The organism is Xenorhabdus bovienii SS-2004, assembly GCF_000027225.1.
Lineage (GTDB): Bacteria > Pseudomonadota > Gammaproteobacteria > Enterobacterales > Enterobacteriaceae > Xenorhabdus > Xenorhabdus bovienii_C.
Map to the genome: position 1 here is coordinate 61,270 of NC_013892.1, position 13,885 is coordinate 75,154.

The 13,885-nt window shown below is 44.5% G+C and carries 13 protein-coding genes; 2 read left to right on the forward strand and 11 right to left on the reverse strand.

Annotated features, from left to right (window positions below; genetic code table 11):
* The 10 genes from XBJ1_RS00245 to pilM all read right to left on the reverse strand — a co-directional run bounded on the left by XBJ1_RS00245 (position 1) and on the right by pilM (position 8,567).
* Positions 1-705 (reverse strand): phosphoglycolate phosphatase, encoded by a 705-nt coding sequence (locus XBJ1_RS00245; protein WP_012986677.1) that lies wholly within the window; start codon positions 703-705, stop codon positions 1-3.
* Positions 705-1,379: a ribulose-phosphate 3-epimerase gene (gene rpe, locus XBJ1_RS00250; protein WP_012986678.1), complete on the reverse strand. Its 675-nt coding sequence runs from the start codon at positions 1,377-1,379 to the stop codon at positions 705-707. Before rpe ends, XBJ1_RS00245 begins: the two co-directional genes overlap by 1 nt.
* Positions 1,380-1,437: 58 nt before the next feature.
* Entirely contained in the window at positions 1,438-2,256 is an 819-nt protein-coding gene (gene dam, locus XBJ1_RS00255) for an adenine-specific DNA-methyltransferase (RefSeq protein WP_012986679.1), read from the reverse strand.
* An 85-nt stretch (positions 2,257-2,341) separates the two neighbouring features.
* On the reverse strand, positions 2,342-3,307 hold the full coding sequence (locus XBJ1_RS00260; RefSeq protein ID WP_012986680.1) for an SPOR domain-containing protein: 966 nt from the start codon (positions 3,305-3,307) through the stop codon (positions 2,342-2,344).
* A 187-nt stretch (positions 3,308-3,494) separates the two neighbouring features.
* Complete coding sequence (gene aroB / locus XBJ1_RS00265; RefSeq protein ID WP_012986681.1) at positions 3,495-4,592, reverse strand: 3-dehydroquinate synthase; 1,098 nt, start codon at positions 4,590-4,592, stop codon at positions 3,495-3,497.
* Positions 4,593-4,637: 45 nt separating this feature from the next.
* Positions 4,638-5,159, reverse strand: a complete 522-nt coding sequence (gene aroK / locus XBJ1_RS00270; RefSeq protein WP_012986682.1) for a shikimate kinase AroK — start codon at positions 5,157-5,159, stop codon at positions 4,638-4,640.
* Positions 5,160-5,562: 403 nt separating this feature from the next.
* Positions 5,563-6,648, reverse strand: coding sequence for a type IV pilus secretin PilQ (pilQ, locus tag XBJ1_RS00275; protein ID WP_012986684.1), 1,086 nt, complete (start codon positions 6,646-6,648; stop codon positions 5,563-5,565).
* Between the two features lie 2 nt (positions 6,649-6,650).
* Positions 6,651-7,202 (reverse strand): hypothetical protein, encoded by a 552-nt coding sequence (locus XBJ1_RS00280; protein ID WP_012986685.1) that lies wholly within the window; start codon positions 7,200-7,202, stop codon positions 6,651-6,653.
* Complete coding sequence (locus XBJ1_RS00285; RefSeq protein ID WP_038198201.1) at positions 7,192-7,743, reverse strand: PilN domain-containing protein; 552 nt, start codon at positions 7,741-7,743, stop codon at positions 7,192-7,194. The genes XBJ1_RS00280 and XBJ1_RS00285 overlap by 11 nt, the downstream gene beginning before the upstream one ends.
* Positions 7,740-8,567, reverse strand: coding sequence for a pilus assembly protein PilM (pilM, locus tag XBJ1_RS00290; protein ID WP_012986686.1), 828 nt, complete (start codon positions 8,565-8,567; stop codon positions 7,740-7,742). The genes XBJ1_RS00285 and pilM overlap by 4 nt, the downstream gene beginning before the upstream one ends.
* Before the next feature lie 117 nt (positions 8,568-8,684).
* Here pilM and mrcA point away from each other — a divergent pair, with 117 nt between their 5' ends.
* A complete protein-coding gene (gene mrcA / locus XBJ1_RS00295) occupies positions 8,685-11,213 on the forward strand; it encodes a peptidoglycan glycosyltransferase/peptidoglycan DD-transpeptidase MrcA (protein ID WP_038198202.1) in 2,529 nt (842 codons plus the stop codon).
* Positions 11,214-11,559: 346 nt separating this feature from the next.
* Entirely contained in the window at positions 11,560-12,597 is a 1,038-nt protein-coding gene (locus tag XBJ1_RS00300) for an IS630 family transposase (protein ID WP_041573280.1), read from the forward strand.
* 408 nt (positions 12,598-13,005) lie between these two features.
* Here XBJ1_RS00300 and nudE read toward each other — a convergent pair whose 3' ends face one another.
* Positions 13,006-13,569 (reverse strand): ADP compounds hydrolase NudE, encoded by a 564-nt coding sequence (gene nudE / locus XBJ1_RS00305; protein ID WP_038198204.1) that lies wholly within the window; start codon positions 13,567-13,569, stop codon positions 13,006-13,008.
* Between the last annotated feature and the right edge of the window lie 316 nt (positions 13,570-13,885).

Sequence of the window (13,885 nt, forward strand, 5' to 3'; positions counted from 1 at the left end):
TTACGCTTCCTGAAGTTTTAACGTAGATAATCCGATAGCCGGTAGTAAATCCGGGAAATGGTCCAATATATAATCTGGGTGGCTTAATGCTATCGATTCTCCGTAGTTATATCCATAGGTTAAGCCAACACAAGGGCAGCCAGCTGCCTGTGCCGCTAAAATATCATTACGGGAATCACCGACAAAAAGCAATTCTTCTTTATGGATGCCAAACATGCCCATTGTTAGATATAGCGGGGCAGGATGGGGTTTTTTCTCTTTAACATCATCACCACCCAGCACCAGTGAAAAGTATTCACTGATCCCCAATGATTCCAGCAATGGCGCAATAAAAGGTGTGGGTTTATTGGTTACGATGGCCATTGGCAGATTATGCTGTGCCAGTGTTGCCAGAGTTTCTTTTACATAGGGAAACAGTTGGCTGCCTGTTGTCACGGTTGTTTCATAAAACCCATCAAACAGTTTACGGGTTTCACGATGCAATTCAGGGGTGGATTCTACGCCTGCCCATTTCAGTGCACGTTCAACCATGACATCCGCGCCGTTACCTATCCAGATAGCAACTCGTTCTTTGCCTGCCGGAGGTAAACCTTTGGCAATCAGAGCCTGATCCAGTGCTTCCGCCAGACCGCTGGCGCTGTCGACTAATGTTCCATCCAGATCAAATGCAATGGCACGAAGATTTTTCTTAATACTTGTTACCATTATGCCACCTTTGATAATTCACGGCGCATCTCATCAATGACCGTTTTATAGTCAGGCTGGCTGAAAATAGCAGAACCTGCAACAAACATATCTGCGCCCGCCTGAGCGGCTTCTCTAATATTATTGGCCTTGATGCCACCATCAACTTCAAGACGAATATCGTATCCGCTTTCGTCAATGATTTTGCGTACCTGTCGTAGCTTGTTCAGGGTTTCTGGAATGAAGGACTGACCACTGAAACCCGGGTTAACGGACATCAGCAGAATCACGTCCAGCTTATCCAGAACATAATCAAGGTAGCTGAGAGGGGTTGCTGGGTTGAAAACCAGACCTGCCTTACAGCCATGTTCTTTGATGAGTTGCAGGGTACGGTCAACATGCTCGCTCGCTTCGGGGTGGAAAGTGATGTAGGTTGCACCTGCTTTAGCAAAATCAGGGATAATGCGATCTACAGGTTTTACCATCAGATGAACGTCTATCGGTGCCGTAATGCCATAATCACACAGCGCCTGACAGACCATTGGTCCAATGGTCAGGTTTGGCACATAGTGATTATCCATAACGTCAAAGTGGACAACATCAGCGCCTGCTGCCAGAACCTTTGCGGTATCTTCACCTAATCGGGCAAAATCTGCAGATAGAATGGATGGGGCAATCAGAAAATCTTTCTTCATTATCATCTTCTCCAATTCATTGTTTTATCCCCATTATTTCAGGGGTAAGAAACCTCAGTCACTTCCGGCAGTATAACGCCAAAAGCTCATCAACTTTACTCCGAGCAAGAATATTTCTACTTATTGTCCGACGGGCTTTAACAATATGAAGAGTAGCCTGATGATACCATTCCCGCGTCATTAGCGTGTCATGGTTGGATATGAGCACAGGAATGCCCTGTTGAGAGGAAAGATGATAGGCCATCCTCGCTAGATTTTCTTGATCGAGGAGGTTAAAACTATTTGTATGATAGGCCGTAAAATTAGCCGTTGCCGAAAGTGGGGCATACGGAGGATCACAATAAATTACTGATCCTTGTGGAGCGTTGTCTAACGTGATTTGGTAATGCTGGCAGACAAAAGAGGCTTTTTGGGCTTTTTCAGCGAACCAGTAAAGCTCATCTTCAGGAAAATAAGGTTTTTTATATCGCCCAAAAGGGACGTTAAATTCTCCTCGAGAGTTATAGCGGCAAAGGCCGTTATAGCAGTGTCGGTTAAGGTAAAGAAACAATAGACTGCGGTACAGTGGTTCTTGGCTTTTGTTGAACTCTTCCCTCAGGCGATAGAAGTCTTCCGCAGTGTTGAACTCCTGAGAGAATAATGGACGGGCATGATTGATAAATTCTTCTGGACGAGATTTTACCGTGTCATACAGGTTGATCAGATCACTATTTATGTCTGACAAGATGTAAGAATCATAATCGGTATTCAGGAATACCGAGCCTGCGCCAACAAATGGCTCAATTAAGCGTTCTCCCTCTGGCAGATGACGTCTAATGTCATCCACCAAAGGGTATTTTCCACCGGCCCATTTTAAGAAAGCGCGTTTTTTTTTCATGCCGTCAAATTAGCTATTCAATAATTTCAGAGCCGCAGATTGTACTCTGTTTAGGACAGCATATCAGCGCCTAATCAAAATAGTTTTATTTTTTCAGATCTTGCTGAACCTGTTGTAGTTTTCTAACCCAAGGTTTTTTGGCCTGAACTTCAGCCGGGAGTGAGGAAATGGCACTTTTGGCGTCAGAAACCGAACCATAACTGCCGTGGATCAAGATAAACCATGCCTTACCTTCACGTTTAGCTTCATAAACCGTATAGTTTGACAGGTTATTGTTCTTTGCGAAGGCAATTAAGGTATCCGAGCGGCTGGCGCTACTCAACTGGAGTGTGAATCTGTTGGCGGAGGCTTTCAGTAAATCACCGCGAGTATCAGTCACACTCTTTTTACTGGCCTGATGGTGGAATATTGCTGGTTTATCAGTTGATTTGGCATGCTTTTCTGATTTTGCCACTTTTTCCGTTTTTTCTATTTTCGGCGGTGCAACTTTTTCAGTCTTATTCTGTTCAACTGGCGGTATCACCGTCTGTTGCATCGGGTTGGACTGTGATGGCGTCAGGTTTTTTTGCACCGTATTATTGATGTTACCTTGCTGTTGATTCAAGGCATCAGAAATATCACCGGGCAATTCTATGCGCTGGTTGTGGTTACTTGCCTCAGGTGCTGGAGAAAGATCTTTGCTTGGTGTATTGCTAATGGGTGGCATACTGATTTCTTGTGAGCCATTGATTGCTGATGCCAATGGATTTTCCGGCGAGCTATTCTGATTATTGGTAGAGAGTGAAGAAGAGCCGGATAGATCGATGTTTTTCTCAGCCGTATTCTGGGATTGCTGTTTCTCATGCTCAGTTGGCGATTTCAATGCAGAACTGATAGCAATAATCAGCAGTAAAAGCACCAGAATTCCAACCCCAATCATTAATTGCTGGCGGGATACTGCCAGCTTGGGCTGGTTGGATTGGCTGCGCGATCGCGGAGGGTGGCGATCGGATGTATCGGGTTTAAATTCGTTTTCTGTTTTTTGTTTGTTTTCTGATTTTAATTCGTCCATATGCCCTCTCAGCAGAGATAATACTGCCAATTGTTATTTTAGAGGCTTGGCAGCCTGATCTAACTAAAACCAATAATGTTATATCTGATAATGTAGCTATTTTTTAGCATAACAGCTAGAAAATGATTCATTATTCAAGCTTTTATTCCCAGAAGGAATATTTCGCCATATTCAGATAATCGTGTATTTAGCTGGTCGATGGCAGGCATAGGTGGATGGCGTCCAATATAACATCAGACCCGATATCAGAACGAAGCTCTGCTTTCCCAATCGCTGTAGGCAGTACCAGATGCAATTTTCCCGCAGAGACTTTTTTATCGCGCATCATATGTGGCAAATAGATTTCTGGAGACATTTCCACTGGGCCGTTGACTGGAAGTTTTGCCCGTTCCAGCAAACTGATAATGCGCTGAGTATCCTGTTTTGAGAACGTGCCCATAAGTTCAGATGTCCGTGCTGCCATCACCATACCCGCAGCAACCGCCTGACCATGCAGCCAGACACCATAACCCATTTCAGCTTCAATAGCATGCCCAAAGGTATGGCCGAGATTTAATAGTGCCCGCATCCCATTGCGTTCTTGTTCATCAGCAGCGACAACCCATGCCTTGAGTTCACAGCAGCGACGAATGCAATAAGCTATTACCTGATTATCGAGAGCCAGTAATTGTTCGATATTGCTTTCGAGCCAGTTAAAAAATTCACCATCCAGAATGATGCCGTATTTGATAACTTCAGCCAGTCCTGCATGCAGTTCTTGAGCAGGTAATGTTTTCAGGCAATTGATATCAATAATAACGGATGCTGGCTGATAAAAGGCCCCTATCATGTTTTTGCCGAGGGGATGGTTGACGCCGGTTTTTCCACCGACGGAAGAGTCAACCTGAGAAAGTAATGTGGTGGGTATTTGGATGAAGCGAATGCCGCGTTGATAGCAAGCGGCGGCAAACCCTGTCATATCACCGATTACACCACCACCGAGAGCGATAAGCGTTGTGTCACGACCATGATTATTTTCCAGTAAAGCGGAAAAAATGTCATTGACCACAAAAAGTGATTTGTACTGTTCACCGTCAGGTAAGATAACTTCGTCTACCCGAAGGCCCATCCCCTGCAATGTGGATTTCACCTGTTCAAGATACAGGGGAGCCAGCGTCTCGTTGGTCACTATCATGACCTGCTGACCAGCTTGCAGGGACTTGAATGCCTCATCGCTAGAAAATAGCCCTTGGGCTATGGCAATCGGATAGCTTCTTTCACCTAACGTAACAGTTACTTGTTCCATATCAGCTTTCGCCTTATCGTTTGCTGCTGTGCACACCAGCGTAAATCAGTTTTTTTCCAGTAATTCGATGATTTGGTTAGCAACAACTTTGGCGCTTTGCTCATCTGTACGGATAGTCAGATCAGCAATTTCCTCGTAGAGAGGGTTGCGCTCATCAGCTAAATTTTCTAAAACTTCGCGTGCTGGTGCATCCACTTGAAGTAAAGGACGTTTTTTATCACGCTGAGTACGAGCTAACTGTTTTTCGATGGTTGTTTCTAAATAGACAACCACACCACGGGCAGACAGACGATTACGGGTTTCTTTTGATTTAACAGAACCCCCACCCGTTGCCAGTACGATGCCTTGTTTTTCAGTCAATTCGTTAATTATTTTTTCTTCACGATCGCGGAAGCCTTCTTCGCCTTCCACATCAAATACCCAGCCCACGTCAGCTCCGGTACGTCGCTCAATTTCTTGATCAGAGTCGTAAAACTCCATATTGAGTTGCTGAGCTAACTGACGACCAATAGTGCTTTTGCCGGCACCCATAGGCCCAACCAGAAAGATATTGCGTTTCTCTGCCATGTTTTTGGTATTACTAAGACTATTTGTTAATGATAACCCGCCCCGCCAATCAGATTAGCCACGGGACCTAAACTGAAACCTCATGAGTGAGAATGTGAGATCAGATGGGAAAATTATCTCAGTACATCAACCTGTATTGCAACTATATATATCTGGCACGAACCGTTGTAGTCTGGTTTATGCTTTGTTGGCTGACTGTGAGCCTACTTTATGTTTATTGGGGTAGACTCTTACTTGTGATGTTAGACCCGCTCACTCAATTAGATAATCCTTGTATGCTAAATTACTCCCAGCGTCAAATCCATAAACAGGTCAGACCAAGAAAAATAGTAGAAAATCTGGTTAAAAAGACGTAATTATTCCTATTAATTGTTTGATATTTATTGCATATTTTTTGTATTGGTCAAATATCGGTCAGTTGAGGTGTGATAAAAATTACGAGTTCCCTTCGGCTGTGCTGTTCTCCTTTTTGGTTAAATAATGCACCCAATAGTGGAAGATCAGACAAGTAAGGGACTTTTTGCAGGCTAGCGCCTTTTTTCTGCTGAAAAATGCCACCAAGAATCAGGGTTTCCCCGTTTCTGACGGTAACCTGTGTCACGATTTCCTGTTTATCTATCGCCAGATTTTCATTTCCTCCCTGACTAATGGGCAGTCCAGGAGCATTCTGGCTGATTTTTAGCGCTAAACGGATTTTCCCTTTTCTCAATATGTGTGGAGTCACTTCCATACCTAATACCGCCTCCTTAAATTGAATCGTCGTTTTGTCCTTGTCCTGAACGAGATAAGGGATATCAGAACCTTGCTTAATGCTGGCTGGCTGTTGGTGTGAGGCTGTCAGCCTTGGGCTGGCAATGATATCCAGTTGGTTTTCCTGCTCCAGTGCACTGAGCTCCATTTCCAGCAGGCTTGCATGGATGCGGGCAGTGTTCAGTACCAGTCGGTGGCTTTGATTACCTGCGGATTGATGCAAATTCAAACGGTTGAGGCCTATTGAGCGATTTAGTGGATCAGCAGCCATGCCCCAGTGAATTCCCAACTCATGCAGAGCCTCTCTGCTGCTGGTAACAATATGAGCCGTAATTTGTACTTGTTGTTGTGGCGTATCCACTTCTTTCAGCCAACCTTTGATGCGGGTAATGGCATCAAACTTATCTTCCAGTATCAGGCTGTTGGTCATGGTATCGTGTTCAACTTTTCCCCATTTTGTCAGTAGAGCCGGAGTATTTTTCTGTAATTGTTCGGCGATCTGCCCTGCGTCAGCGTATTGCAGAGTAATCGACTGATATTCAATCTCTTGCTCCTGTTCATCTCTTTCTGCTGGGAAAAATTCGAGTTGTTCATCTAATTCGTTTTTTGGTGGCTGGAACGGATTTCTCACCGCTTTTTCGCTCTCTGTTTCTTTCCATGTGTTAATTTCTTCGGCAGAAGCGAGGATTGGCAGTAACAGAAACAGGCAAGCCAGCAAAATAAAAAAATGACTGTTCATGATTATCCCTCATGGAGGACATCTGACAGCACCATGCGGACAGTCAGATCGTTATCGACAGGGATGATGGTGAGGTGTTTGATCAGCAAAACAGGTTGTACTTGTTGGATTTCATTGAGGAAATGGAGGAGTTGGTCATAGCTCAGTGACAGCATGATGTGCCAGAAAATCTGGTTGCCTTCCCTATGGCTTTTCCACTCCATGAGCTGACTGCCAGAGCTGGTTAAGGGCTGATGAAGGCGTTTGAGTACGGTGGCATTTTTTTGCGGGATATTGTTGGGCAAAATATTATTGCCTTGGCTGAGTTCTGCCGTCAATTGCTGAATCTGCTGTCGGATATCGGGTAAATTGGGTAACTCGGCGATACGTTTTTCGGATAACGCCGAATTGTGTTTCTGCTCTGTGAGATTGAGCTGGAGGTCATGGATTGCGTACTCATTCTCCTGCCAGACCCAAAAATAGAAACCCAATATGAGTGGAATAACTGGCAATTGCTGCAACAGAAACAACTGCCATGCTGGACGATGAAACCACACAAGATAATTACTTTTCATCAGGTGCTCCCATTAACCAATTGGCATCGATAGTAAATATCTTGAGATGTTCTTCCGTGGTGCTCATTTTTTTCAGTTGGACATTGTTCAGTGAGGCATTGTCGGTCAGGTTATCCAGTAAGTCCGAGACATCATCGTAGTTTTGACTGCTGGCGGCAAAAACCAATTGGCCGGTGTCGTCACTGAATGCAGTAAGCCAGCTTTTTTCCGGCAACAAATGAGGGAGTTGACGAAATAACTGTAAATATCTTTGGTTCTGTTCCATGAATGTCTGTTTTTTCCTTAATTGTTGTGTCAATTGCTGATGATGTTGAATAGCGTGTTCGCTTTCTTGGATATTTTGCTGTAACTGCATTAATTGGTGGCTAATTTCTGTTAATTTGTCGTGATGTTGCGCAATTTTGTTTTTTTGCTGCACGGAAATAAACGTTAGTACAGATATGCAGAGTATTAATTGCAGGCAAAGCAATAGCCCCCATTTCCGGCATAGGCGTTTTAATCTTGCCTGACGCCACGGTAAAAAATTAACCTGATACATCATTGATCATCCGGCCTCAGTGCCAGCCCCGCAGCGATAATGAAGGCATCTGTTTTTTCGGGTAATGGGAGCTGGTAATGGCGAAATGCGGTCTGCATGTGCCAGACATGAACGGGTTCTGCGGGTATAGCATGCTGTTCGTCACTGTAATAAATCTCAGGGCTGGCCATGTCTGATAAAACAGGTAACTGGCTGATGATTTGTGCCAGATGCGGATGTGTCTGTATTGATATCAACCCATAACCAAAAGGGCTACTGGCGGGGGTAACCCATAGCCAGTCTGTTATGCGTTTGTGGATCAACCAGCCGTCATCGGGAACGCCCGCGAGTTTGGCAATATAGCGCAATGCGCAGGGAGAAATATCAATGGCATCGGGGGATAAATCGATGTCTGCGAGCAGCTTAAGCCAGAGGTTGAGATCTTTTTGCCGGGTGGCACTGATACAAATTTGCTGACCTCGTACTCGATAATCCAACGCAAGATCACTGACAGGGAATTGTTTTTCGGCATTGGCATGAACAAACCAGCCGAGTTCTGGCTCTTGCAATAGAGTATGGGTAGGTAGGGCGATCTGCTTCTGTAAGGTTTGTTGAACAGGTAATGTTAATCGTAAGCTAATCTTTTTAGGTAATTTTCGCCGCCATTGCATTAAAATGTGGCCTAATTTTTCAGGATGTTGTAGCCGTCCTCCTGAAATAATGTCGCTTGATAAACGATATTGCCAGCAATGGCGAAGTTGCCAGCCATCACGGCGTTTAATGGCTGCGAAAGCATTAATGTAATGTTCATGGACATCCAGTCCGATATACCATTTTGATAAATACATGTCGCGATCTCCATATCTGCTATTAATGAAAGGTCATATCCATAGTGCTGTATAGCCTTTATACTACGTACTAATCGTTTATAAACTGCCCGATTAACATGGCGTGAGAAATTTCAGGTGAAGTTCATAAAATATTTTTTGATCCTTGTCGTTGTTTGCATTTTATTGGGAACCGCCTCGATTTTTGGTTTGTACAAATATATCGAGCCGCAGTTACCAGATGTCGCGACTTTAAAGGATGTCCGATTGCAGACACCAATGCAGGTGTACAGTGCTGATGGCGAGTTGATGGCGCAATATGGTGAAAAACGTCGTCTGCCGCTAACCCTTTCCGAAATGCCGCCTTTGATGGTAAAAGCCTTTATTGCCACTGAGGACAGCCGTTTTTATGAACACCATGGTGTTGATCCCATTGGCGTTATCCGTGCGGTTTCGGTCATGATGACTTCTGGTCACGCTTCCCAAGGGGCGAGTACCATTACTCAACAGTTGGCGAGAAACTTTTTCCTCAGCAGAGAGAAGACGCTGATACGTAAGGCGAAAGAAGCGTTTCTGGCGATTAAGATCGAACAACTGCTGACGAAGGATGAAATTCTGGAGCTATACCTCAACAAAATTTACCTTGGTAATCGTGCTTACGGTGTAGGGGCTGCGGCTAACGTCTATTTTGGTAAGAATGCCAATGAGTTGACTTTGAGTGAGATGGCGATGATTGCCGGACTGCCGAAAGCACCTTCTACTTTAAACCCGCTCTATTCTTATGATCGTGCAGTCAGCCGTCGTAATGTGGTGTTGGTGCGCATGCTGGAAGAAGGGTACATTACCCAGCAGCAGTACAATGAAGCCAGAAGTGAGAAATTGGTTGCCCGTTATCATTCACCACAGATTGTCTTCTCTGCGCCTTATCTGACTGAAATGGTACGGCAGGAAATGATTAACCGTTATGGTGAAAATGCCTATACCGATGGATATAAGGTCTATACCACCATTACTCGTAAAGTCCAATTGGCTGCCGTTGATGCCGTCCGTGCAAATGTAATTGATTATGATATGCGTCATGGCTATCGCGGTGCACAGGAAGTGTTATGGACTGTCAGCCAGTCAGCATGGAGCCAGAGCCAAATTGTTGATAAGCTGAAAACTCTGTCCAAATATGGCTCATTGCTGCCTGCGGTGGTCACGAAGTCCAGTGCGACTCAGGCTGAAGCTATGCTGGTGGATGGCAATAAAGTTGAACTGACTATGGCGGGCGTTCGTTGGGCGCGTCAATTTAAATCTGACAGTCTGCAAGGAGCGGCACCACGCAGTGTCAATGAAGTGATTCGAGCCGGTGAACAGGTTTGGGTCAGAAAAGTCAATGATATCTGGTGGCTGGCACAATTACCTCAAGTTAACGCGGCGTTGGTATCTCTCAACCCGATGAATGGTGAGGTAGAAGCGCTGGTCGGTGGGTTTGATTTCGAGCTAAGCAAGTTTAACCGCGTGACCCAATCTCTGCGTCAGGTGGGTTCTAACATCAAGCCATTCCTGTATACCGCTGCAATGGACAAAGGGCTGACGTTGGCATCTATGTTTAATGACGTGCCTATCAGCCGTTGGGATGCGGGAGCTGGAACGGATTGGCGTCCTAAAAACTCACCGCCGTCTTACGATGGACCGATTCGTCTGCGTCAAGGATTGGGGCAATCCAAGAACGTGGTCATGGTTCGAGCCATGCGTGCGATGGGGGTGGATTATGCCGCTGACTATCTGCGCCGGTTTGGCTTGCCGGGGGAAAATGTCGTGCGGACGGAATCGATGGCGCTGGGTTCTCCTTCTTTCACACCAATGCAAATGGTGCGTGGCTATGCAGTGATGGCGAATGGCGGTTATTTGGTTGATCCTTACTTCATCACTAAAATTGAAAATGATGAAGGAAAGGTATTGTTTGAAGCTAAACCGAAACTAGCCTGCCCACAGTGTGAAAATATTCCGGTGATTTATGGTGATACAGCGCATTCCATTGAGTTGTCCGAAGATTCGATTGAGAACGTGACCCATTCCAATGTTACGCAAAATTCGACTCAGCCACAGTCAGAGTTAGAGCGTGCTCCGGTTAATGTGAACAACGATGATCAGCAGTACGCGCCTCATGTCATCAGTACGCCGCTGGCGTTCCTGATTCATGATGCCTTGAATACCAATGTCTTTGGTGAACCGGGTTGGATGGCGACAGGCTGGCGTTCAGCCCGTGATTTGAAACGCCGGGATATCGGGGGCAAAACAGGAACGACAAACAGCTCGAAAGATGCGTGGTTCTCTGGTTATGGCCCTGATATGGTTGCCACGGTCTGGATTGGTTTCGATGAGCATAGTAGATCTCTGGGGCGTACACCCGCCCTGAAAGGTGAAGGCGGAGCGAAAAGTGCTCAACCTATTTGGAATGATTTCATGAAAGTGGCGCTGGAAGGTGTACCGGTAAAAGTGATGGAACCACCAGCAGGCATCGTTTCTGTTACCATTGATCGTGCGACGGGTAAGCTATCCAATGGTGGGGGCAATACCCGTAAGGAATATTTCATTGAAGGTACACAACCAACGGAATATGCCGTCCCAGAAGCAGGAACGACAGTCACTGAGAATGGAGAGAGTCAGGAACTGTTCTGATTGACTACAGGAATCAAGGAAAAAAGCCCTGTCGGGAAACGGACGGGGCTTTTTATTATTATCAGCTTATCAAAATCTGTTCTCTAAGCGCTCTTTTATCATTAAAAAGCGTCTTATAGCGGGTTGTTGATTCCAGAATATTGACTATTAATCATACCTTTTAAATAAGAAGTGTGATGAATTAGAGAACTTATTCTTATTACCAATCCATAACGCAGGTTTATGTTTTTTGGCAGATTGGTATGGTTACACTATGGCCTGTCAATGATTGCTATCCAGCGTAAAATATACCCGTCGTCATTGAAGATGCTTGATTTTTCATTTGTATCAGATCATGATTGCGCCCATGAAAATTAATCTAACAGATGCCCAAAAAGACGCCCTCGAATTGATGCATGATACGACTCGCGATGGACGAGTACGTGACCGCATCAAGGCCGTGCTTTTGGCCTCAGAAGGCTGGACTGCCCAGATGATTGCTCAGGCTTTGCGGATCCATGAAAGTACGGTGAGCCGCCATCTGAAAGATTACTTCTCTGAGGAAAAACTCGCCCCTGAAAATGGGGGCTCTGAAAGCCGTTTGTCTGCCGAACAAACAACAGAATTAGTTGAGTATCTGATGGCAAATTTGATGCACACTACCGCACAAATTGTGGCCTATGTTCGGGCACGATGGCAGGTGACTTTCACTGTCGCAGGAATGACGAAATGGCTTCACCGTCAAGGTTTCAGCTACAAGAAGCCAATGGGTGCTCCGCATAAATTTGATGCGGATAAACAGCAACAGTTTATTGAAACCTACAACGCGCTGAAAGAAGAATGTGGCCAGAATGCGCCTATTTTATTTATTGATGCGGTTCACCCGACCCTGTCCACAAAATTAAGTTATGGCTGGATGAAGAGCGGGCGGAAGCACGTCAAAGTGGTTGAAACCACAGGCAGTCGTACTCGACTCAACATCATGGGTGCCCTTAATTTACAACGGATTGAAGAGACTATTGTTCGTGAATATCCGACGATTAACGCGAAAAATGTCGTCCTTTTTTTCGGCTCAATCCGGGAAACCTATCCACTTTCGCAAAAAATCCACATTATTCTGGATGGTGCGGGTTATCACCGTTCCGGAGTCGTCCAATTTTTTGCCGAGGTTTTGAATATTGAGTTGCACTACCTGCCGCCTTACAGCCCTAATCTCAACCCGATTGAGCGATTATGGAAGTATGTGAATGAGCAGGTACGAAACAATGTCTATTTTCCGGATACCAAAACATTCCGTGAAACGCTGCGCCACTTTTTTCATGTCACATTGCCAGAAAAAGCGAAAGAACTCACCACTCGGTTGACTGATAACTTCCAGATTTTAAAACCCGCATCTTCAAGTTAATTGCGTATATATTTTTAATCTGATCATTTTAAAAAAATACTTGATTTCAATTGGCTGGATTAAGTGTTTTATTAATCAATAGAAAGAAGGTTTTTTATTGGGGAGTAATAACGATCATATTTATTAATTATTTTTAATAAAGGGAAAAGCTTTTTACCCATATTAATATTATTTATGGTAATTATTTTAATTTAAGTGATTGATATTTTTTGTCAGATTGGCGGCTTAAAAAGGGTACAGGATTAATATTAAGAGGCGTTATCTTTTATTGCGAATAGATTTCAAGTTGTAGCGCGATAGCAAGTGAGTGGATCCCCAGGCATATAGATAACAATGTGACTAGGGAGTAGTAAACTCAGCCGCAAAAGCAGAAATTTGAAAGCACATACCTGTCGATTGGGATAGGTTTTAACGCGTTCCATTGCTTGATGCTTGCAGGTATCGTTGTGCAAAAAACAGGGCGCTGACGTTTCTGGCTTCGTTGAAATCGGGATGTTCCAGCAAAGACATCATATCTGCGATTGGCCAGCGAACCTGTACCAGCGGTTCTGGCTCATCTCCTTCCAAACATTCGGGATAAAGATCTTGAGCAATGACAATATTCATCCTGCTGGAAAAATAGGAGGGAGCCATTGTCAGTTTTGTCAGCAGTTCCAGTTTGGCTGCCCCGAATCCCACTTCTTCCTTCAGTTCACGATTGGCAGCTTCAAGGGTGCTCTCTCCCGCATCAATAGCACCCTTTGGAAAACCCAATTCGTATTGTTCAATGCCAACGGCATACTCACGGATAAGGAGTAACTCATCGCCGATCACGGGAATGATCAGTACTGCTTCACGATTGGAGGGTTTCATGCGTTCATAAACTCGCTTTACACCATTGCTGAACTCAAGATTAACAGACTGAATATTGAATAAACGGGAATGGGCAACGTCATTTATATTCAATATTTTAGGTATCTTCTGATCAATCATGCTTGCCCCTGATGGTTGCCATACACTGGCTCATTGAAAAATGATGCATCCAATCACCGAAAAATTCTTGGTAAATTCAATTTTTGTGATGAAATTGGATACGCATCCAAACTTTGCTTTAATATGGCCGATTATGCCAGTAAATGATAGCGATTATCGCTTGTATGTATTTTTGTTGCTATCTTACGGCTGCACAAAAGGCTTTATTTTGCGAAATGGTGTAATAAAATTTATTTAACCTTTTGTTAATAACATTAAAAATAGAAGGTAAGAATAGAAATAGCCTGAATCTGCGTATTTTTGTCAGGTTGTTATT

Excerpts from the sequence above, each read along its gene's own strand:
- XBJ1_RS00300 (WP_041573280.1), top strand. The coding sequence starts at position 11,560 with ATGAAAATTAATCTAACAGATGCCCAAAAAGACGCCCTCGAATTGATG.
- XBJ1_RS00260 (WP_012986680.1), bottom strand. The coding sequence starts at position 3,307 with ATGGACGAATTAAAATCAGAAAACAAACAAAAAACAGAAAACGAATTT.
- aroK (WP_012986682.1), bottom strand. The coding sequence starts at position 5,159 with ATGGCAGAGAAACGCAATATCTTTCTGGTTGGGCCTATGGGTGCCGGC.
- nudE (WP_038198204.1), bottom strand. The coding sequence starts at position 13,569 with ATGATTGATCAGAAGATACCTAAAATATTGAATATAAATGACGTTGCC.
- rpe (WP_012986678.1), bottom strand. The coding sequence starts at position 1,379 with ATGAAGAAAGATTTTCTGATTGCCCCATCCATTCTATCTGCAGATTTT.
- XBJ1_RS00280 (WP_012986685.1), bottom strand. The coding sequence starts at position 7,202 with ATGAAAAGTAATTATCTTGTGTGGTTTCATCGTCCAGCATGGCAGTTG.
- aroB (WP_012986681.1), bottom strand. The coding sequence starts at position 4,592 with ATGGAACAAGTAACTGTTACGTTAGGTGAAAGAAGCTATCCGATTGCC.
- dam (WP_012986679.1), bottom strand. The coding sequence starts at position 2,256 with ATGAAAAAAAAACGCGCTTTCTTAAAATGGGCCGGTGGAAAATACCCT.
- XBJ1_RS00245 (WP_012986677.1), bottom strand. The coding sequence starts at position 705 with ATGGTAACAAGTATTAAGAAAAATCTTCGTGCCATTGCATTTGATCTG.
- pilM (WP_012986686.1), bottom strand. The coding sequence starts at position 8,567 with ATGTATTTATCAAAATGGTATATCGGACTGGATGTCCATGAACATTAC.
- pilQ (WP_012986684.1), bottom strand. The coding sequence starts at position 6,648 with ATGAACAGTCATTTTTTTATTTTGCTGGCTTGCCTGTTTCTGTTACTG.
- XBJ1_RS00285 (WP_038198201.1), bottom strand. The coding sequence starts at position 7,743 with ATGATGTATCAGGTTAATTTTTTACCGTGGCGTCAGGCAAGATTAAAA.